Source organism: Paenibacillus sp. UNC499MF, assembly GCF_900107975.1.
GTDB lineage: Bacteria > Bacillota > Bacilli > Paenibacillales > NBRC-103111 > Paenibacillus_F.
On sequence record NZ_FNVF01000006.1, the window covers coordinates 202,349 to 223,645 of the forward strand.

At 48.2% G+C, this 21,297-nt stretch carries 21 protein-coding genes; 14 read left to right on the forward strand and 7 right to left on the reverse strand.

Annotated elements, in window-relative coordinates; all coding sequences use genetic code 11:
* The first annotated feature begins 84 nt into the window (after positions 1-84).
* The 6 genes from C4S74_RS15045 (at position 85) to C4S74_RS15070 (ending at position 8,566) form a co-directional block, all read left to right on the forward strand.
* Positions 85-1,710 (forward strand): extracellular solute-binding protein, encoded by a 1,626-nt coding sequence (locus tag C4S74_RS15045; protein ID WP_103996112.1) that lies wholly within the window; start codon positions 85-87, stop codon positions 1,708-1,710.
* A gap of 111 nt (positions 1,711-1,821) precedes the next feature.
* Positions 1,822-2,727, forward strand: a complete 906-nt coding sequence (locus C4S74_RS15050) for a sugar ABC transporter permease (protein WP_181024432.1) — start codon at positions 1,822-1,824, stop codon at positions 2,725-2,727.
* Between the two features lie 12 nt (positions 2,728-2,739).
* Positions 2,740-3,624, forward strand: a complete 885-nt coding sequence (locus tag C4S74_RS15055; protein WP_103996113.1) for a carbohydrate ABC transporter permease — start codon at positions 2,740-2,742, stop codon at positions 3,622-3,624.
* Positions 3,625-3,660: 36 nt separating this feature from the next.
* Positions 3,661-5,391 carry a sensor histidine kinase gene (locus C4S74_RS15060; RefSeq protein ID WP_103996114.1) on the forward strand — a complete coding sequence of 577 codons (1,731 nt, stop codon included), beginning with the start codon at positions 3,661-3,663 and terminating at the stop codon, positions 5,389-5,391.
* A gap of 13 nt (positions 5,392-5,404) precedes the next feature.
* On the forward strand, positions 5,405-7,081 hold the full coding sequence (locus C4S74_RS15065) for a response regulator (RefSeq protein ID WP_103996115.1): 1,677 nt from the start codon (positions 5,405-5,407) through the stop codon (positions 7,079-7,081).
* Positions 7,082-7,288: 207 nt separating this feature from the next.
* Entirely contained in the window at positions 7,289-8,566 is a 1,278-nt protein-coding gene (locus C4S74_RS15070; RefSeq protein WP_103996116.1) for a Gfo/Idh/MocA family protein, read from the forward strand.
* A gap of 109 nt (positions 8,567-8,675) precedes the next feature.
* Here C4S74_RS15070 and C4S74_RS15075 read toward each other — a convergent pair whose 3' ends face one another.
* The 4 genes from C4S74_RS15075 to C4S74_RS15090 form a co-directional block, all read right to left on the reverse strand.
* Positions 8,676-9,800, reverse strand: a complete 1,125-nt coding sequence (locus C4S74_RS15075) for a Ger(x)C family spore germination protein (protein ID WP_103996117.1) — start codon at positions 9,798-9,800, stop codon at positions 8,676-8,678.
* Positions 9,797-10,900 (reverse strand): GerAB/ArcD/ProY family transporter, encoded by a 1,104-nt coding sequence (locus C4S74_RS15080; RefSeq protein WP_103996118.1) that lies wholly within the window; start codon positions 10,898-10,900, stop codon positions 9,797-9,799. Before C4S74_RS15080 ends, C4S74_RS15075 begins: the two co-directional genes overlap by 4 nt.
* Entirely contained in the window at positions 10,881-12,425 is a 1,545-nt protein-coding gene (locus C4S74_RS15085) for a spore germination protein (protein ID WP_258042494.1), read from the reverse strand. The genes C4S74_RS15080 and C4S74_RS15085 overlap by 20 nt, the downstream gene beginning before the upstream one ends.
* A 382-nt stretch (positions 12,426-12,807) precedes the next feature.
* Positions 12,808-13,347 (reverse strand): NAD(P)H-dependent oxidoreductase, encoded by a 540-nt coding sequence (locus C4S74_RS15090; RefSeq protein ID WP_103996119.1) that lies wholly within the window; start codon positions 13,345-13,347, stop codon positions 12,808-12,810.
* Positions 13,348-13,604: 257 nt separating this feature from the next.
* Here C4S74_RS15090 and C4S74_RS15095 point away from each other — a divergent pair, with 257 nt between their 5' ends.
* Positions 13,605-13,982 (forward strand): helix-turn-helix domain-containing protein, encoded by a 378-nt coding sequence (locus C4S74_RS15095; protein WP_103996120.1) that lies wholly within the window; start codon positions 13,605-13,607, stop codon positions 13,980-13,982.
* A 496-nt stretch (positions 13,983-14,478) separates the two neighbouring features.
* Here the strand turns inward: C4S74_RS15095 and C4S74_RS15105 are convergent, their stop codons facing one another.
* Positions 14,479-15,390: a stalk domain-containing protein gene (locus C4S74_RS15105; RefSeq protein WP_103996122.1), complete on the reverse strand. Its 912-nt coding sequence runs from the start codon at positions 15,388-15,390 to the stop codon at positions 14,479-14,481.
* A gap of 271 nt (positions 15,391-15,661) precedes the next feature.
* Between C4S74_RS15105 and C4S74_RS15110 the strand changes: the two genes are divergently transcribed.
* Positions 15,662-16,114: a hypothetical protein gene (locus C4S74_RS15110; protein ID WP_103996123.1), complete on the forward strand. Its 453-nt coding sequence runs from the start codon at positions 15,662-15,664 to the stop codon at positions 16,112-16,114.
* 377 nt (positions 16,115-16,491) lie between these two features.
* Here the strand turns inward: C4S74_RS15110 and C4S74_RS15115 are convergent, their stop codons facing one another.
* The gene (locus tag C4S74_RS15115; RefSeq protein WP_103996124.1) at positions 16,492-16,803 is read right to left on the reverse strand and encodes a hypothetical protein; all 312 of its coding nucleotides are present in this window, start codon (positions 16,801-16,803) and stop codon (positions 16,492-16,494) included.
* A 540-nt stretch (positions 16,804-17,343) separates the two neighbouring features.
* Between C4S74_RS15115 and C4S74_RS15120 the strand changes: the two genes are divergently transcribed.
* Positions 17,344-17,526, forward strand: coding sequence for a hypothetical protein (locus C4S74_RS15120; protein WP_103996125.1), 183 nt, complete (start codon positions 17,344-17,346; stop codon positions 17,524-17,526).
* Between the two features lie 195 nt (positions 17,527-17,721).
* Here C4S74_RS15120 and C4S74_RS15125 read toward each other — a convergent pair whose 3' ends face one another.
* Positions 17,722-18,165 (reverse strand): OsmC family protein, encoded by a 444-nt coding sequence (locus C4S74_RS15125; protein ID WP_103996256.1) that lies wholly within the window; start codon positions 18,163-18,165, stop codon positions 17,722-17,724.
* Positions 18,166-18,375: 210 nt separating this feature from the next.
* Here C4S74_RS15125 and C4S74_RS27030 point away from each other — a divergent pair, with 210 nt between their 5' ends.
* The 5 genes from C4S74_RS27030 to C4S74_RS15150 all read left to right on the forward strand — a co-directional run bounded on the left by C4S74_RS27030 (position 18,376) and on the right by C4S74_RS15150 (position 21,215).
* Entirely contained in the window at positions 18,376-18,621 is a 246-nt protein-coding gene (locus C4S74_RS27030; RefSeq protein WP_258042495.1) for a helix-turn-helix domain-containing protein, read from the forward strand.
* Between the two features lie 28 nt (positions 18,622-18,649).
* Entirely contained in the window at positions 18,650-18,904 is a 255-nt protein-coding gene (locus C4S74_RS27035; protein WP_258042496.1) for a helix-turn-helix domain-containing protein, read from the forward strand.
* Positions 18,905-18,930: 26 nt separating this feature from the next.
* Positions 18,931-19,383 (forward strand): hypothetical protein, encoded by a 453-nt coding sequence (locus tag C4S74_RS15135; RefSeq protein ID WP_103996126.1) that lies wholly within the window; start codon positions 18,931-18,933, stop codon positions 19,381-19,383.
* Positions 19,384-20,178 carry a hypothetical protein gene (locus tag C4S74_RS15140; RefSeq protein ID WP_103996127.1) on the forward strand — a complete coding sequence of 265 codons (795 nt, stop codon included), beginning with the start codon at positions 19,384-19,386 and terminating at the stop codon, positions 20,176-20,178.
* Positions 20,179-20,804: 626 nt separating this feature from the next.
* Positions 20,805-21,215, forward strand: coding sequence for an SUKH-4 family immunity protein (locus tag C4S74_RS15150; protein ID WP_181024433.1), 411 nt, complete (start codon positions 20,805-20,807; stop codon positions 21,213-21,215).
* Positions 21,216-21,297 lie beyond the last annotated feature (82 nt).

The window sequence follows — 21,297 nt, forward strand, 5'->3', positions numbered from 1 at the left end:
GTTTCTTATACTTAAGCTACGCAAGGAACGAAAGGCCGGTCACAGCGGCCCGATCAGGAACAGTACACCCAGGAGGGGATTGCATTGAGCAAAAAAAACAGACATAAAGGGCTGCTTCCGGCGGCCGTCATCGCTGCCATGTTAACGGTTACGGCGTGCAGCGGCACGGCACCCGAAGAAGCGGCGGCGCCGGATACGGGCGGGGTCCTGGAAGTATCGACGGTACGGGCCAGCGATCCGTATTTGAAATTCGATCCGGGCGAAACCTTCGACAAAAACGCGGTCTACGATGCGTACGAGAAAGAAACCGGCGTCAAAATCACGAACAAATGGGTGGCGGACGGAAGCCAGTTCGCGGAAAAGCTGAAAATGTCCATCGCCACAAACGACATACCGGACTTCTTTCCCGTCGATGCGGCTCAGCTTCAGCAGCTTATCGAAGCCGACATGATTATGGATCTGACGTCCGTATACGACAAGGTTGCTACCGAAAACACGAAAAAAATGATGACGATGGACGGAGGTCTTCAGATGAAGTCGGCCACGTTCGACGGCAAGCTGATGGCCATTCCTTCGACATCGAATCCTTATTACGCCCAGTTTTTGTGGGTGCGGACGGATTGGCTGAAAAAATTGAACCTGCCCGAGCCGAAAACGATGGAGGATGTCGCCAAAATCGCGGAAGCTTTTAAGACGAAGGACCCCGGAGGAACAGGCAAAGCTTACGGTCTGGCATTCAACAAAAACCTGTTCGACGGAGCCCTCGGCGTCACCGGCTTCCTGAACGGATATCACGCTTACACGAATCAGTGGCTGGATGACGGCACCGGCAAGCTTCAGTTCGGGGACATTCAGCCCCAGATGAAGGAAGCGCTGCAGGGACTTCAAGATCTGTACAAGAAAGGTCTGATAGATCCGGAATTCGCTGTCAAGGATGCGACGAAAGCTTCCGAGATGCTGTACAACGACAGCATCGGCATGGCGTACGGGGCGGAATGGATGCCGGCCCAGCTGGCCAGCGGTGCGGTCAAGGACGGCAAAGTCGTGCAGGAGTGGGGCGTATTCCCGCTTCCGTCCTCGGACGGAAAACCCGCCAAGTCCCAAATCGGGCTGGGCGTGGATAAGTACTATGTCGTGTCGAAGAAGGCGAAGCATCCGGAGGCGGTCATCAAGCTGCTAAACCACTGGATCGTCGTGAACAACAGTCAGAGCGAAGAGAGCAAGGTATACGAGTTCGGCAAGGACAAAGTAGAGAAATCGAGCAACTACTGGCTGCTGAACCCGATATTCGTCAACAATCAGACCAATGACAACGGTGAAGTGCTTCCCGATGCGATCGCCAATAAAGACGAAAGCAAACTGAAGACGAAGGATCAGAAGACCCGTTACGGGCGCGCGATGAAATATGTCAACGGGGATACGAGCATGTGGTGGGAATACTTGATTTCCGGTCCTAAGGGTGCCGTCTCGCTGTATCCGGACATGAAGAAGAACAATCAGTTCGAACAGAACAAGTTTTACGGAGCGCCTACGCCGACCATGGTGGAAAAAGGGGCGATCTTGAACAAAAAGCGGGATGAAGTGTTCGTTAAAATCATCATGAACCAGGTGTCTGCCGATGAGTTCGACAAATTCGTCGCGGACTGGAAAAGCATGGGCGGCAACGAAATCACGAAAGAAGTCAACGACTGGTACAGCAAAAACAAATAGGGCGGAAGCCGCCCGATGCGGATGAATTCAGTCAAAATCCTTGGAGGGGGATCGGAAAGGATACGATCCCTCTTTTTCTATCTATATGAAGCTGACAAGGCAGGTGAGGGTATGCATACGCGGTTTCGGACTTTGAGGAGGGAATGGCCTCTCCATCTGATGGTAGTGCCGGGTCTGATTATTGTATTTATATTCAGCTATATCCCGATGGCGGGAATTATGATGGCTTTTCAGAAATATATCCCGTCCAAAGGGTTATTCGGTTCACCGTTCGTGGGGCTGAAAAATTTTCGTTTCCTGATGGACTACCCGGATATCGGACAAATATTTTTCAACACCCTGTTTATAGCGACGATGAAAATCGCGGCGGGATTAATCGTACCCATTACGATTGCCATTCTGCTGAACGAATTGAGCAGGCAGTGGATCAAACGGACGTTTCAGACACTCGTCTATCTGCCGCATTTTATGTCCTGGGTGCTGCTCAGCGGCATTCTGATCGACGTGCTTTCACCGTCGTCGGGGATCGTCAACCAGCTCCTCGGCGTCTTCGGAATGCAGCCCGTTTTTTTTCTGGGGGATAACGCCTGGTTTCCTTACGTAATGGTCATTTCGGACGTATGGAAGGAATTCGGCTTCGGAACCATCGTGTATCTGGCCGCTCTTACGGGCATCAATCCGTCGCTCTATGAGGCTGCGGAGATGGATGGGGCGGGACGCTGGAAGCAGACCCTCTACATCACCCTTCCGGGGATGATGCCGATTATCGTGCTCATGCTTACGCTGAATATCGGCAATGTGCTTAATGCCGGGTTCGACCAGATTTTCAATCTGTACAGCCCTCAGGTTTATGAAAGCGCGGACATTATCGACACGTTCGTCTTCCGCATGGGGGTGCAGCAATCGCAGTTCGGTTTCGCTACGGCGGTCGGACTTCTGAAGTCGGTCGTTTCGTTCTTCCTGATTTCGATATCGTATCTGCTTGCGTACCGCTTCGCCAATTACCGGATTTTCTGAGGAGGGATTGCCTTGCGCCACAACTTGACCCTGGGCAGGAGACTGTTTCTGATCGGAAACGCCGTGTTTCTCGCCCTCATTTCTTTCGCGTGTCTCATGCCCATCATTCACATCCTGGCCATCTCGCTCAGCTCGGGAGCGGCCGCTTCCGCCGGCAAGGTGCTGCTCTGGCCCGTCGATTTTACGACAGCCGCCTACGACAACGTATTCGGCAAGCCGGAATACTTGCGGGCCTTCTGGATATCCGTCCAGCGGGTCGTGCTGGGAACGGCGATCAGCATGTTTCTGACGATCCTTACGGCGTATCCGTTGTCGAAGGACCCCCGAGTGTTCCGCATGCGGACCTTTTACGTGTGGATTTTCGTGTTTACGATCCTGTTCAGCGGAGGTCTTATTCCGTGGTACATGACGATCAAAACGCTCGGCCTGATCGATACGGTCTGGGCGCTCGTTCTTCCGGGAGCGCTGCCCGTATTCAACGTGATACTTCTGCTGAATTTTTACCGGAGTCTGCCGAAAGAGCTTGAAGAATCGGCCCGTATCGACGGAGCCGGCCATTTTGCGACCTTGTGGAAGATTTACGCTCCGCTTTCTCTACCCGCACTGGCGACGACGGGCTTGTTTACGGTGGTCGGCCATTGGAACAGCTGGTTCGACGGCATGATTCTCATGAACCATCCCGATAAATATCCGCTGCAGACGTTCCTCCAGACCATTATCATCAACATGGACTTCCGGTTTATCAAAGCGCAGGACGCCGAGCTGCTGGTCAAATTGTCGGACCGCACCAGCAAAGCCGCCCAGATTTTCGTCGCCGCTTTTCCCGTTCTTCTGGTGTATCCGTTCCTTCAGCGTTTCTTCATTAAAGGAATTGTGATGGGGAGTGTCAAAGAATAACGGGACGGGTATTCGAGCGTAAGGGGAGCGGTATTCATGAAACTCAATCTCAGCCTGCAGGACTCCTCCATTTTCAAAAAAATTATGGCGGTATTTATGGCCGCCCTGCTTCCGATCATGGCCATCACCTGGCTGATTAATGAAAAGGGGTCGGAGAGTATCCGCGAGGAAAGGTCCCAGTCCATCCTGAACACGACGCGGTATTACCTGGACTCGCTGGACAAGGAGGCGGACCGGATCAACCGGTTTCTGCCGAATTACGTAACGGACAGCGATCTTCAGGAAATCGCCGCGATGGGCAATGAACTGTCGGACTACGACCGGTCCCAAAAAATTTTGGGCATTCAGAAGCGCCTGAACCTGACCAAAGATTCGAGCGCGTTCATTCAGGAAGTGAAAGCCTATGTGCCGCTCATCCAGCGGACACTGCTCAGCGTGAAATACGATACCTTCGTGGATTTGGAGGAATATGAAGCGCTTCAGCTGCGGAACAAGCGGCCCGACGAGCCCTTCGTGTTCTGGGACGACCGGCTGTTCCTGAGCATGCAGGTACCCTCGAACTCGGCCCGGGAGCCGCTGTACGTAATCGGCGTCGAGCTGTCGACGGCCAAAATCAGACAGTCGCTGGCGCAGATCAGCGGCTCCTTCGGCGGGGAAACGCTGCTGATCAATACGGACCGCGGATGGAATTTTCAGAGCGGTGAAGATCCGGGGCTGCTGGCGACGGCGAAGGCTTTTATCACGGAAAAAAGCGCGGAAGGAAAGAAACAGGGGTTCGAGACGATTACGGTCGGCAGTGACCGGTATTTGGCGGTCTACAATTACTCGACCTTGTGGAACTCGTATTCGGTCAGCTGCATTCCCGAGAATACCCTGCTCGGACCTATCCAGACTTACCGGGTATGGTTCAGATGGGCGTGCGTTCTGGCGGTGGCGGTCGTCTTGTTCTTCTCGTTCTTCCTGTTCCGGCTTATATACCGGCCGCTGTTCAAGCTCGTACAGTCGTTCAGACGTGTCCAGCAGAACCGGCTGGAGCTGATTCCGGTCGACCGGGGTAACGACGAATTCGGGTATTTGTACCATGCGTTCAATCAGACGATCCATTCGCTGAGGGAACTGATCGAGCAAAATTACGAGCAGCAAATCCGCAGCCAGCGCTCGGAACTGAAACGGCTGCAATCCCAGATTAATCCGCACTTTTTGTACAACTGCTTTTTTGTCCTGTGCCGTCTGATTAAGTCGGAGCATAAGGAGAAAGCTTACCAATTCTGTTTGTATATCGGGGATTATTTTCATTTTATTACCCGTAACGATGAGGACGAGATCCCGCTTTCGCTTGAGATCAATCATTCGCGTACTTACGTGGATATGCAGAAGGTATGCTATGGTGACCGCATTGGAGCGGTGTTCGAAGTGGAGGAGTTTGACACGCGCGTTCCCCGACTGATCCTTCAGCCCATTATAGAGAACGCTTACAAACATGCGCTCGGAAGCACGCCCGGCGCCGGTCTGCTCCGGATCTGGAGCCGCAGAGACGCGAAGGGAATCGCCATCTATGTGGAAGATAACGGCACAACCTTGACGGACGAAGGGCTTGGCAAACTCCGCAGGCGTCTGGCGGACGGAGGCCGTGAGCTTGAAGAGACGACAGGTCTCGTCAACGTGCACCGGAGAATACAGCTCCGCTATGGGGCCGGATACGGAATTACCGTGGACAGGTCGGAGCTGGGCGGTCTGAAGGCAGGCATTCACATCGGAAACAGCTAGAGGAGGGAACAGAATGTACCGGCTGCTGATTGTAGACGATATCCCGATTATCGTGGAGGGACTGAAGGAGCTTTTCGAGGAAACCCCGCAGCTTTCCCTGGAAATTCACACCGCATATTCCGGGGAAGAGGCGTTGGAGCTGCTGAAGAACAAGCGGATCGATCTCGTCATCTCGGATATTAAAATGCCGGGGCTGGAGGGCATCGGTCTGCTCCGGGAAATCAAGACTAACTGGCCTGGGTGCAAAGTGATTTTTCTGACCGGCTACAATGATTTCCAATATGTGCAGAATGCGGTCAAATACGGAGGCTTCGATTATCTCCTGAAAATAGAAAGCGACGAGAAAATCATCGCCGCCGTAACGCGGGCAATCGGCAAGCTCGACGAAGAAAAAGCGCGCGAAGAAATGTTCGAACGCGCCGAGGAGAGCATGAAGAGGGCGCTGCCTTCCCTGCAGAAAGAATATGTAAGCAGTCTGCTTCAGGGAAAAAGGCCCGACGCGGAGCAGCTTGACCGCCATTTCCGGGAGATCGGTATCCCCCTTGGGGGGAAAGAGCCGGTTTTGCTGCTTCTCGGCAGAGTGGACGTGTGGAGAGAAATGGTGACGCCGCCGGATAAAGCGCTTTTCGTATATGCCGTACAAAATATCGCCGAAGAAATTTTGTCGCCGGGCGCACGCGTCTACACGTACGTATACGACCAGGTGAAAATCGCCTGGTTTATCCAGCCGGGCGGATCATCGTGCTCTGGGACGGATATTTCCCGTACCGACTGGGAAAAGACGCGGCACTTCACGGGAAATGCCCTTGAAACGATCCAGCGGGCCTGCAAAAATCTGCTGAAGCTGCCGGTTTCTTTTGTGGTAGGCAAAAATCCGGTTTCGTGGGCGGACGCTGCCGACAAATTTCATGAGCTGAAATATAACTTTTTGTTCGGAGCCGGCCTCGGAAATGAAATCATTCTGACGGAACCCGTTCCCGAAAATCACGGAGAAACCGGCCAGGTGCAGAAAAGAAGCGAGTTTTTTACGGCTGCCCGCGTGCAGCTGCTCGGAAAATGCCTGGAGAACGGTCACCGCTGCGAATTTTTTAACGTATACAAGGAGATCAGCGATCTGTGGGAAAGCGAGGACTGGCCGTTTGAGCGGAAAAAAGAAGTGTATCACTCTCTTTCAGCCGTTTTCCTGGCGTATGTGAACAAAAATGACGAACTGAGGGCGCACCTGAACAGCAGCCACGACTTGTCGATCTTGTTCCATTGTGAGGCAGATTTGTCGGTCGCCGAGCTTAAAGCGTACTTTTTGCAGACGGCGGAGCTTATCTTTGACTGGAACGGAGAGCAGGCGGCCCATTTTCCGGACGAGCTTGTCCATCGGGTTCACACATATATAGAAGATAATCTCGCGAAGGATATTTCGCTGAACGCCATTGCCGACCACGTCGGCCTTAATCCGTCGTACTTGTCCCGGCTTTATAAACAGATGACGGGAATCGGACTGTCCGATTATATTAACGATTACCGGAATTTGAAAGCCAAGGAGCTGCTGTTGGGCAGTCCGATGCGGGTAGGAGAAATCGCCGCTTTGCTGGGCTACAATTCGGCCCTGGCTTTTATCCGGTTTTTCAAAAAGCAGAACGAATCCACTCCGCAGGAATACCGGAGCCGGAGGGCGAGCGGCGACAACGGCTGATCGGGAGCAGTGCGGCAGCCAAGGGAAGCGCGGCAGAGCGCGGGAATACCCTTGCCGCTTCTCGTATTGGAAAGGATTCGAGCGGGCTTACGGAAACGCAGGAGCGCAGGTCAACAGAAGTATATGAAAGTAACCAACAGTCTCTTTAGACCGGTGCCTCTCTCTTGTACAATCGGAACATAAGCCGAAGCAAGAGGAGGAAGTAATGTGGCAGCATTAACAGCGGTACTGCTCGGTGCCGGAAGCAGGGGACGTTACATTTACGGCCCGTATGCGGAGAAATACCCCCACGAACTCAACATCGTATCCGTAGCGGAGCCCGATGAAGGCAGGCGGAAGCTCATATCGAGGATACACGGAATCAAGCCCGAATATGTGTATTCTTCGTGGGAGCAGGCATTCGAGCGGGGGAAAATCGCCGATATTATGATTATCAGCACGCTGGACCGGATGCATTTCGTGCCGGCTATGAAGGCGCTGGAGCTCGGTTACCACGTTCTGCTGGAAAAACCGATGTCGCCCAAGCTGGAGGAATGCGTTCAGCTCGTGGAGGCGGCCAAATACCATAACCGGCTTCTCGTCGTCAGCCACGTGCTGCGGTATTCTCTTTTCTGGTCGGGAATCAAACAGCACCTGGATGCCGGAGAGCTCGGCGATATCGCGTCCGTCCAGCTGACCGAAAATGTGGGCTACGCCCATATGACCCACAGCTATGTACGGGGAAACTGGCGCCGTGCGGAAGAAACAAGTCCCATGATTTTGGCCAAATCGTGCCACGATCTGGACATTATTTCTTGGCTGATGGGCGGGGAGTGCAAGAGCGTCAGTTCATTCGGCTCCTTGTTTCATTTCAAAAAGGAGAACGCTCCCGCGGGATCGACCGACAGATGTATCGAAGGCTGCGAGGTCGAGAAGGAATGCCCGTTCTCCGCGCTGAAGCTCTACATTCAGCCGCCGGATCATCCATGGGCGCGTTACATGACACACGACCTGTCCCAGGAAGGCATCGTAAAGGCGCTGAAGGAAGGACCGTTCGGACGCTGCGTGTACCGCTGCGATAACGATGTCGTGGATCACCAGGTCGTGAACCTGGAATTTGCCGGCGGAGCGACCGCGGCCTTCACGATGTCCGGGTTTACCCAGGGCGGCGGCAGACGGGTCCAGATCATGGGGACCCGCGGCGAAATCCTGGGCGACATGGACACGGGCTCGTACACCCTGCACCGCTTCGCTACCGGAGAAGCGGTCGAGGTCCGCTGCAACATCGCGGGCGACGGGCATGGAGGAGGAGACGAGCGCATGGTCGCCTCCTTCCTGAAGGATGTCCGCGAATACGGCACCGCCCCTGCCGCAAGCCGGACGTCCGCCTCCGCTTCGCTGCAGAGCCATCTGATGGCGTTCGGCGCGGAAGAATCGCGGCTGCACGGCGGCAAAAGCGTGAGCCTGGCCGATTTTCAACGGGCATCCATGGCCGGGATCGTATAGCGGCGGGGCTTGATGCAGGAGCGTTAGAAACGGCATAAAAGATAAAAACCAGGGACTCTTTCATGAGTTTCCTGGTTTTTTATGAGATTCAATCGTGAAGAACCAGTCCCTAGAAACTAATCCCCTTCCGTTCGATTTTCACCCGGACATACGGCTCGAACTGGACTTCCTTGTAGTCTTCTTCCCAGTCCATCTTCTTCCATGCTTGCGGATGAAAAGCCATCAATCTAAGCGCGATACCAAATCCGTCGTGATTCGCTTCCTGTATTTTACGCGTAACGGCTTTGGCCCGCTCAGTCAGCAGTTTGGAAAGAGCCGTGTTCAGTTTCTGAACCGTCTCTCTTTTGTTCAGCCGGTCCATAGGGTATTCAATGACAGCCGCGTTGATCTTCAGCCGGATCTTAACCTTAACCGGGCCGCTCTCCGTCGGCTGTACGTCCATTTTTCGCGAAGCCTTATGGAGATCGACTGTTATAAAACGTTCCGCTCTCACTTGACGTTCCCGCTCCTGGTCTATGTCGACGGGAAGGGTGAGGCGTGCCGTTTCCCCTTTATGTCCCCCGAGCAGCAGATAGAGAAGAGATTCCTCCGGAGAAAGGGAAGCCGTCATCCTGTTATGATGAAACAGCGCCGTGCCTTGAACGACGGGTATTTTGTTATGAAGGGAAACGTAGGGAAGGGCAAAATCCTGTCCGGGTTTGACAGGCCCGATCGACTGGAAATTCACCCTCGGGGCATTGGTGCTGTCTTCCATATTTTCGAGCAGATGGTCCAGAAAGCGTCCGATCAGCTTGGTCCCGACCATTTTCAGGTTGATTAAGTCTTCCGCCCTCCCTTTGACGACCGCAAGCCGTGCGTTCAGGGGGCTTTTCGGATCACGGTAATAAACATCCATGTATGGCATGATATCCTGGGCGCGGGCCCATTCTTCGCCGAGCAGCAGAACAAGCAGCTTGGACGGGGAGTAATCCCCCGATATTTCGCGATCAAGCATGGCACGGGCGTGCTGGGTCGTATTGCTTGTGACCGTGTGGACTTCGTTGGTTTCGTTGCGGCCCCCTTCCACGCTGGATACGTCGGGAAACGCGACGGTGGATTTGAGCTTGCCGTCTTCTCCCTTGTCGAATCCCCCGATATGGATGATACGTGAGTTTTTGAGAAGCTGCTGATCCCAGCATCCGCAGAGCAGAAGAAGGATCAGCAGGCTTGCCGCTGTTAGGTATATGCGCTTCATTTAGTCAGCCGCCTTCCGCCTTCGCGAATGTGGAAAACAAGTGAGATCAGCAGCAACAACAGAGGGATGGCCGCAAGGAAAGCGTAGCTCGACAGCGAGACGATTTTCCCTAATATCCTCATCACGTTCTGGTCCCGGATCAGCAGCGCGGCCGCCATAAGCGACATGGCCGTATACAATACGGGCTTGCGGTGGCTGCTTCTGCCGAACAATTGGGCGATGCCCGTCGAAGCCAAGTACAAATAAGCCATAATGGAAGTGGCGACAACGACGATCCAGGCCGAGAGAAAATAAAGATCGGGGCGTTCAATGATAGCGAACGTCAGCGCCTTTACCATATACAGAACCGGGTGGGGCAGCAGGGGAAGCTCGGCAGGACTGAATACGACGAGACTCGTAAAGACGAGAAACGTATACAGCAGGGTGGAAAAAGCGTTAGCGGCGGATACCGCAGCCAGTTTTTGCCGGGGTGTTCCTTCCACGAACGGATAGCAAAAAAGAATCCATTCATAGCCGCTCAGCGTATTCATCGCTTCATGCGCCGCCCGCACGACCGGAAGAAGCCCGGCCTGCCCGATCGGGAAAATGTAAAGCAGATTGGAATGCGTATAGGCATACGCGGATATAAAGATCATGATGAGAAACACGCTGCTGACCAGCAGAAAAAAACGGGCCATGATTTTCAGATTTTCCTGCGTCAAATAAACACAGACGAACACCATGAGCCCGGTGATAAGCCATTTCGGCGTTTCGGGAAAAACCCAATCGCGGATTACCTCGTAGAAGAACATCAGAATGAGACTGCTCTGGGCCGTAAAATAAACGATATACAGCACCTGGATGAACACGGCCACGGCTTTGCCCGTCAGATGAGGCATAAAATCATACAAAGTGGCCGACGGAAAACGTTTGTTCAAGCCCCACATGATCAGAATGAGCAGCTGGCTGATTAGTCCGGCGAGCAGGATCGACATCCACGCGTCGCCCTTGGCGATCGCTTGTACCCGGGAGGGCAGGTACAGCACCTGGACGCCGATCTGAGTCTGGAGAATGAGGAAGAGCATCTGCTTCGGACTGATTTTATTCGAATTGGGTGTCATTCTCCTGCAGCTCCCTCGAGTCTCCGGTATTCTTTTTCGCGTTAGGCTTAGCCGTGTAGACGAGTTTGTCTATTTTCCACATAGGGAACCGGAATAAAGTATCTTTCCAGCCTTTCAGCCGAAAAGGGGCCGCCGGTGTCAGGTAAGGCGTGCCGAACGATTCCAGCTTGCACAGATGAATCAGTATGAAAATCAGGCTGAACATGATTCCGATAAAGCCGAGCAGAGCCGCCGGAATCATGACGGCGAACCGGAGCAGACGTACGGAAGCACTCATTTCATGCGAAGGGACTACGAAGGAGGAAATAGCGGTGAGAGCGACGACGATAATCATCGGGTAGGACACGAGCCCCACCCGTACGACCGCGTCCCCGATCACAAGACCTCCGACGATGCCGATCGTCTGTCCGATCGGACCCGGCAGGCGAATTCCCGCCTCCCGCAGCAGCTCCAGCGTCAGCTCCATGAACATGGCTTCCAGAAGCGGAGGATAAGGCACCATTTCCACGCTGCCTTTAATTTGAAACAGCAGCTCGGCGGGAATAACCTCATAATGATACGTAATGACCGCGATGTAAAAAGCGGGCAGCGTAATCGCAATGACGAAGCTCAGCAGCCGGATGAACCGGATGAACGAACCGCTAAGGGTACGGCTGTAGTAATCGTCCGGAGACTGGTAGAAAGTAAAGAAGGTCACCGGCATAACGAACGCGCTGGGAGAACCGCTTGACAGCAGGACCGCTCTTCCTTCAAGCAGATTGGCCGCGGCCCTGTCCGGGCGTTCGGTCGTCAGAAGCTGGGGGAATGGAGAGATCGTCTTGTCCTCGATATATTCTTCCATGAGATCGGTCGATAAGATATTGGCCCCTGCAATTGTCCGAAGACGCCGGTCGATTTCCTGTATCAGCTCGGGCTTGGCGACGTGACTCAGATAGGCGACGGCGACTTCGGTACGGCTTTCTTTTCCAAGCGTATAACGGCGGATAACGAGATGGCGGTTTTTGATCAGTTTGCGGATCAGATGCAGATTAACCGTCATATTTTCGACAAAGCCTTCATGGGGGCCGCGGACCGTTTTTTCGTTCTGGGGCTCTTCCGTGGTCCGCTTGACTTCCGCATTGACCGTAATCGAATAGCACTCCGTGCTGCCTTCCTTGAAAAGAACGGCCTGCCCCCGCAGCAGCGTATCGGCGGCTTCATCCAGCGAAGTTTGCGCGTATACCCTGGGAGCGGTCAGCACATCCGCCAGATTTTGTTCCTCGGACTCCGCAAGAGGGGTGAGAATGAAGCGGCTGATTTTTACCTCATCGCACATCGGATCGAGATAACAAAGCAGCAGCGCCTGGTTTTGGTACGTAAGCGAGAGCTTTACGAGATCATCGGTATGAAAAAGCGTCTGGTCAAGATACCTTGCGTTTTCGGCAAGGGAGGACTTGATGGTGACCGGCTCGGATTCGGTTTGAACGGGCGCAGGAGCGGCTGTTTTGTTTTTGCGGAACAAATAGTTGAACAGCTTCACGGACATGCCTCACTCCTTTCTCGCAAACTTGTCTGTAGATTTCCCCGAACTTGTCACTTTATACCAGTAAAGGGGCAACAAGTTCGGCAGGTTGACGGGATGCTCGAAAGGCAAGGGGACGGCTTTTCTTACGAAGGGATTTGCAGCGCGGCTTGAGAGTGCAAGATCTGGCTTAACGTGCCGAATACTCGCCGGTACTGTACCGTAAAAACCGTCCGGTTCCTGATTCCGGTGATCGAATACCGTGCAGCGCATTGCAGTGCATAACCGGGCGCGAGGTTGCGAGACAACCGTTCCGCCGGAACCAGCCGCGAATGCAGCTGTGGCTGTTCAACCCAAAGAAAAGAGAACCAGTTCGTATGAACTGGTTCTCTTTTCTTTGGCCCGGTTAATCGGCCAGGACATCTCTGGGGCTGACGATGTGCTTCACATAACGATCTGCTTCCGCCTGAAGTTCTTCCTCGGACGCATCCGACAAATGGAAAGCTCCAAAAATCGGGAGAAAAACACCGCTGCATTTCAGAACCGTGCTCTGAATAGGCTTCATAAATTCGCTTAACGTGTGCCAGTTGGAACCACCCGAGCGGTATTGATTCTCGGTTCCGCCCACTGTTGTGGCGACCATAAATTCTTTTTCCGCCAAGTGGACGCCGTTCGTTCCGAATGCCCAGCCGTAAGTAAACACGTCGTCAAACCATTTTTTCAGCAGGGGAGGCGAGCTGTACCAGTATAGAGGGAACTGATAAACAATCCGGTCATGCTGAGTGAGAAGATGCTGCTCTTTCTCCACATCAATCGACCACTCGGGATATTCCCGGTAAAGGTCGCGCACATAGACGCCGGGAACTTCAGAAGCTTTGCGGGCAAAAGCGCGGTTAACTCTGGAAGCCGTCAAGTCGGGATGAGCCGTAATCACCATTATTTTCATGATTGAGCATCCTTTCAAAATAAATTGGTAAATTCAGGAGAAAATGATTGCTCTCCCATTATTGTTTAGAATCTTATTTTTGGGAAGTAGGATTTTTAACGGGACTTAGTTTGTCAAATCATACTTTCCTGCAGTGGCGCTTGGTACGAAAAATAAGACTTAGTACGAAAAAGAGAAGTACTTTTATTCATCGGAGTGATTTGGTAAAGTAGCAGAAAAAGGAAAAGAGTACAAAAGAGACATCGGAGGGGAATAGGATGCCGCTAAATGACCGGCTGCCGGGGACGACCGACGGAATTATGACGACGCTGGAGGTGATCGGCGGTAAGTGGAAGCCCCTGATTTTGTTTATTCTGCTTCATCAGGGCACCAAACGCTTCGGAGAACTTCGCAAGCTTCTCCCGTCCGTTACCCAGGGGATGCTGACCAATCATCTGCGCGAGCTCGAACGCGACGGGCTGATCATCCGCAAGATCTATCAGGAGATTCCGCCGAAAGTGGAGTACTCGATGACAGAACACGGGCGTACGCTGGGCACCGTACTTTCGGATATGTGCGGCTGGGGATTTATGCACCAGGAACACACTGCAAGCGGCGGCGGGGTTGAGGAAAGGAGGTCGGGGGAGATCGAGTGAGGCGGGAGCGCGAAGATTTCTTTTATTTCGATGGGCGCCTTATAAGCGGCTTTGAAAAATCGACAATTCTTCCTCGTATACCGAAACGTTTAAGACGGTACCATCGGATTTTGCGAATATGAAAGAGGCTCCTTCGCTCTGATCGCGCAAGTAGTTCCAGCCCTGTTTTTCGAGATGTCTTCTATAGCTGCCGGGCAGTCCGTCCGTTTGATGAAGTCCCGGCCATGTGTACAGGTAGATGTTTCCTTCGGAGCGGATTATTTTGTTTTTAAAAACGGCGCTTGCCGGCAGGGGGAATCCTTCTTCCGACATTTTAAAAGAGTAAGTTCGGTTAGCGTATAAATAACCGGCTATTAAAACGATCAATAAACCCGCAATAGTCACCATCTTTTTCATAGAAAGACACCTCTGATTTTAAATATCGGGCCGGATGAATTCAAAAAAGCTAATCCCTTTTTATAAAGGGGTTAGCTTTGATCGTTTTAGTGGCACGGAATTAACCGCTGACTTCGACTTTGGCGGTTTTATAGGCCGTGAAATCACCTTTTCCCAGCAAAATCGCATACATCACATCCGGTTTTTCGCCAAGCGTCGTCTTCGCGGACCCCAGGCTGCTGCCATTCTCATCGAAAAAAGTAACGGTAATAACGGACTGTGGGGTAACGTCGGCATTTTTTGATTGAAGTCCCGCTCTTACGACCGTATACTCTCCGGATTTAACCATATTTAAAATCCCTAAAGTGACCTTGCCTTCATGATCCCGGAACGTCGTTTCTTCTTTGTAATTAAAATTAGGACGGGGACTCGGGTTCGTTTGCTCCAAGGTAACCGCGGCATAGCCGGTGATGTCTTTTTGGCTGGTCGTTTCAAAATTAACGATCTGTTCGGACTGGTTCAAAATATCAGAGATCTGGTAAGGCACTTTCTCCAGAACTTCCCCTTTGGCATTCCAGAAAACAAGATTTCCGCTTCCTTGAGTTTTAGAGTAATCGACAGTCGGATTCATGGATTTCATAGCGTCAATGAATTTGTGATTCCAAGAGCCGTGACCGATATAAAGCTTGCCTTTTATCTTGGCATGGTCACCTTCTTTAGATACCGATAAAAAACCGGCCTTCGAATAAGGGTTGTTGACGTCCACAATCGTAAAGCGGCTATCGATGGTAATGGTTTTGGACGGATGGTCGTAAATAACGGCAGAATCCATGCTTTCCGCGAGATAACGAATCGGAACATAAGCGCTTCCGTTGTAATTCAGCGTTTCTACAGGGCCGTTTGGTGTTTTATTTTCACCGTTAATAACAAACTTCACCGGAAAAAGATACGCCTGGATACTTTCCGACGCATAAACCGCCGTGGTAGCGGTTAAAGCGGCTCCGCATGCCAAACCTAACAAGAACTTTTTCAAAGCTAAACACCCCTTATTTGTATGTGCATACATAATTAGACTATATAGAACTGGGAAAAGTTGCATGACTTCGGTGTACTTCTTTTAATAGGTGAGTTTAAAAATGTACTTTATTTACAATTCACCTTAAAACGAAAAACTGCCCATGCCTTCAGTTAAAAGGTATCAGCAGAAACGACATTGAATAGAGATCATCGGAAAAATAGTAGGCGGTGTTTCTTTATGAGTCTAGCGTGGGATATAATGGAAAAAAATAGGGGAGGTGAACCCCTTGAGGAAGAAACCAGTTGTCGTGATTTTGTTGCTTGGGGCAGCCGTCTATGCCGCAGCTTTTTTCAAATTTTTCGATAGAGAACCCATGCCTTCACCTCCGAAAGCATTTATAAAAGATACAGGTATCGAAGTGCCTGTAAGGACGGTATCTTATTATTGGGGATTAGGAAAAGAAGGGTACGGATCGCCTTGGGTTACAGTCCAAGATAAAGAAGCGGTCATCGTGCCTAAACACTCCATACTTACTTTTTCATTTGAAAAAGAACCCAAAAGTATTCCTCAAATTCGTCAGGTAATCAGTGACGGGGAGAATAAGAGTGTGGAAATGAAATCGCCCTATGAAGTAGTACTTCCCGATAAGGAAGGGGTCTATGTTTACAGCGTTGATGCCGATTGGAAGGATGGAGGCGTTCAGTATGTGGTGAAGGTGGGTGTGGGGAGTACGCCATGAATTGGAGAATGCCCTAGGAATGAGGGGCAGATCTGATGTTTTTTCATCTATCATAATTAGTAACATAAGTAGAACTCTTTCAAGTAACATAAATAGAGAATCCCCACTCCAATAGAGCGGGGATAGTCTCATTTAGCCGTAAATTTATTGTTGAAATAGGGTGAAATAACGTCTTTTATATGATCGGAGGATAGGTATTCACAATAGAAAATAAGATGCTGAATGCCCGGAAAGAAGCGGCTTATATATACATTGTAAAGATACTCTAAACGGATCTTTTATGATAAAAAGCCGACAGGGTACTGAATTGATTTCGAGAAATTATAATAAATAATCAATAAAAAAGGAGGGAAATCCCTCAGAATAATTTATTCAAATCACTCATTTACTTTATTCTGTTCAGTAATAATAGCTTCATAAACATTTTTTAGGTCTACAGATTTTATGGCTTTATATTCCTTCTCATTTACCCTTATATAAACCGTTTCATAGTGTATCAGGTTGCCGATCTCTTGATTGTTTTTATCAAAGATGCGAAGCGTTGATCCGCCTGAAGTATCTGCAGAACTGCCAGAAACATAGGAAACACTGCTTAATTGTGACCATAATTCATTAATTATTTTTTTTATCAGATGTTGAGTAAAGTACACCGTTGCCACCATCTCGAATGTCAATACGATATATCTCATCTTTGATTAAATCCGTGGCTAAAAACGTTTTACTGCCGCATGCTGAAAAAAATAAAAGTGAAATAAGGATAATTACAAATTTAGTGTTCATGTGCCCTCCAGTAATTGTTGAAGCATGATAACATTATCACTGTCCACTTTTATGTTCGCTAAAAACTCGAAAACATTATTGTTTGTATCAAAGACTTCTTCGTGTTTAGAGAAACTGATCTTTTCACTACTCCATCCACAAGAAGGATTGCTTATTTATTTCATTATAACGTGATAATACGTGAAAAACTGCCGCCTTCAATGCAGAATAATGAGTTCAACTTAATTATTCGAATGGTTAGTGCTTAAAATTTTTACGAGTAAATGGCAGCTAACAAAAAGCAACAAAAGTTAAGTTAACCATTGTCGAAATTCTTATAATATAAAAGAAAATAATATTTTGATGTTGTAAAATGTCTTAAGCCTTCGTTATTGCAAAGCTGAAGCTGGTGCTTAGAATGAAAAGTCATTCACGTTGTCTAAATGTAACGAGATGTCAGAAGCTGAAGCGTGGATAAAGTCAGATCTCAATTGTGTGATGGTGAAACTGTCCAGAGTGCTTTGTATATACATGTGGATATGAATAATAAAATGAGAATGGACGATAAAAGTTTGATTTCATGGGAGTTGTTTATAAAAACAAATGGAAAAATGAAGATGTTGAATGAATTTTGGAAAGAAGAAGGCTATTGATGGCGCTCCGAGCGGAAGGGGAAAAGGTGGAATTATGGTTATGAAACAGTGAATGATAAAAGGAAAGTATCATCAATCAATTGTGAAGTAGTACTCAGACGTTATATTCCGTAATAGCCTATACAATTTTAATTTTATAGAATTGACTAGAAACAAAAACACCCAAACAGGGTGCTAAGTAAATCTATCTTCAGATTAATTTTCGATTACAATACCGTTTAATTTGAGATTGACCAAATTAGCAATTGAATCACCAACAGGGCAAGTTTCTTCTAAAAATTGAATAAATTCTTCAACTCGTTCTCTGGGTGCGTCTGTTTTGATATAAAAAGTATAACGAATGTCAGAATAACCTGGACGCACATCGGATTTTTTAAAGAATCCATCCAAATCCAGATCCCCTTCGACCTCAACTCGAAAGTCATCAAGATTGATATCAAACTTTTTCGCATACACTCGGGCTACTATTGACTGACATGCACCTAACGAACCTAGAAGCGCTTCAACTGGATTCATTCCAGTATCCGTTCCTCCCAGACTTTTGGGTTCGTCAATGGTAAACTCAAAACTTCTTGAACTTACTTTTACAACAACACCTTCTTGCAAGTGTGCTGATGCCTTAAATGTTGTAGTAGCTATTTTACTCACTCCTTTGATTAAATAGATTCAAGATAATAATACCATATATTTCCGACCTATGATGTGTCCTGTTTTATAGTGTTGTTTTGAATGCACTCATACAATAAAATGTTACTTTTATGGGAGTAAAAGCAGAATCGAGCATAGCAGTTTTATTCCTTAAATTGAACATATAAAAAGCAAAAAACAATCTTAAGATTAGGTGAAGACATGTCAATTGGCGAAAGACTTCGATACTTAAGAGAATCAATAGGTTTATCACAGGGCGATCTTGCAAAAACTTTGAATATTGCTCGTACTACATATTCAGGATACGAAAACGATATTAGAGAACCTGATTTTCACTTTATAATTAAAATAGCTGACTTCTACAATGTTACGCTAGATTTTTTGTTCGGCCGTCAATTAAAAGAAGAACAAATAGTGGCACCTAAAAAAGAGGAAATATCACTTTAGACTTAAAAAATCTAGAGAACTTAAAGGGTTGTCTCAAAGAGAGGTTTCCAAGCTCTCAGGTATAAACAACAAAACTATAAGCGGTTATGAAAACAATGTCAGTGAACCCGATTTATTGACGATATCTAAGCTTGCTTCTATTTATGGAGTGTCGGTAGATTGGATTATTAATGGTGTACATTTTAAAAACGATAACTACAATGGTGCTTTAGAAGAACAATTAAAGCATTCAAGAGAATTATTGTTGAAATTTAAAGAGTTGGCTGAGCAAATAAAAGTCTGATTTCATATGTAAAGGAGTTGATAGGCTTGAGCATTAAGCATGTGATCATATCAAAACCAAATGATGACAATGGATTTAGCACATTGGAGTGCGGTCATTGTGGAGAACAATTTAAGTTAATGCTTGAAGATATTGAAGAGGATATAGTTGAAATCTATTGCCCTTATTGTGGTCTTGTGAGTCCTAAAGAAGCATTTGTTCCACAAGATATTGTAGAGCATGCAAAAACGATTGCCGAAAATGAAATGAACAATATAATGAAAGATCTCGTAAAGGATATGGAAAAAATGTTCAAGGGTAATAAAAACATCAAGTTTACAAAAGGCAAATCTTTAACAAACAAAGAGCCGAGAATTTTAGCTGAAAATAATGAAGAATTGCAGCAATATAAAATGCTTTGCTGTGATAAGTCTGTGAAACTTGATATTGTAGCTGTTAATAGCTCCTTAGTATATTGTCCATTTTGCGGGGTGTTATAGTTGAAAATATTAATAGGCAAAAAAGAATTCAAAAAAATCAATGCTGATTTTAGAAGAGTCTCCTCCGATCTACTTAATTCTCAAGATATAGATGAAGCGCTTCGTTTATTAAAAATTTTCCTAAACTATATAGATAATCAACCCCTGATCAAAGATTTCATTTTGAAAAATGAGGTTGTTACATACGATATGAAAACAGTTATTAATCAGCGTCCTTACATGGAAATATTTCAACTACCTTTAGATAAAAGCGAAGAGATATCTTATATATATCAGTTGTTGAAATACGTCGCGCAGAATAATAGAGATTATAGAGGCCTGTGCGATGGTTATTCTGACACATATAGTAGTTCGGTATTAAAGTTCAATAGTATGGTAACAAAGAGACTTTACACGAGTATTGCCGATTACCTTGGAGGGATTGCTATAGATATGGAATATGACCAAAACAGTAATTCAGGAATTAAAATTGAGGGAAATGTTGGGCAGCTTAATTTTGCACAGACAGGCGGAGTAGTAAATGCAGTGCAAGACAATAATAGCGAAATGGATCTTATGCGGTTGTCTCAAGAACTCGTGAGGCTACTAAAAGAATCGAACTTACCAGAAGAAGAAAAAGAAGAAGCGATTGATCTAGTAGAAACAGCTACCGATCAGATTGAATCCCAAAAACCCAAAAGAGGTATTTTAAAAGCTACTTCTGAAAAGCTTTCTTACATAAATACTATTGCCGGTGATGGAACGAGTTTAGCTGAACATGCTAAAAAGTTCATGGATATTTTAGGTATTGGCTAATGATGGTTAAAACGCGGACTTCATTCAAATAGAAAGGTATGACTAAATGAAAACAATGTCACAGATTGAATATCACATAGATGAATTGCTTAGAGAGAAAGAAACGATAAAGAATCGGCAGATCGAGGAGAAAGTTGATGAATTTACTAATGATTGACATGCCGCCCAAAGATAACGATGATTTAAAAAGATTACTAAGAATGTTTGCAAAAGATGTTAAGTATATTACACAGCAGTAAAGAGGAGATGACTCTTATAGATTGGATTGTTAGCGAAGGCGGAATCTTTAAAGACGCATTCGATACGGAGTTACGAGTTATTTCAGTTAAAAATTCAAGAGTCCACTATTTGACGCAATATGACGATTTTTTGAGAGATGCACCAATTAGTACGTTTCAAAAGTGGCTCAATAAAGAAGTAAAATAAAACACGGATTTCATAGTAAAGGAGAGGTAATGGAGCTTTGAATAATGCTGTCTTCTACGATCCGGATCTCGTTAGATCCGCCAATTTGCCCGAGAAGTTAGAGGCATTCTTGATTAAGGAAGGGCTGCCTCTTATCGAGCCCACGGATGCCGTCTTGGGCATTAGGTTCCAATCGTTCGCGGATATGGGGCTTGTGTACGATGGCGAAGGCAAGCTATTGCCCATTGGATACGAATGGAGCCTCAATATTGGTGCTGGCTCAAGGTTCGGGACATCTACGTTCGTTCCATTCAGCCTCCGGGCAAACAGGATTCGTTAACTCAGATATCCATCTGTTTCTGTTGTTCTTATCCTGCGTCCGATCTTTTATAGCAAGTCACTCCGAAGATGATCAACCGACGATATGGACCGCGGAGGAAATGCGCGAACGGCTGGCTGCCTTCCAACGCGGCGAGATCGTCTCGCAGCGTCCGAACCGGCCGATCTTCGACCGTAAGGCGGAGTTGACACGGATGCGCGCTATGTTTGAAGAGAAGGATGCGGCCAGTCTGGCAGACGAAGACCATTGGTGGAGCCGCGTGCTTGAGCAACTGGAAGACGGATTGCTATAGGACTTAGAAGACGGGATTGTCCTTCTGAGCAGTAGTAAAGGTCTCGAGGGGTTGGAGCTGGAGAAGAACCGACGGTTAACGG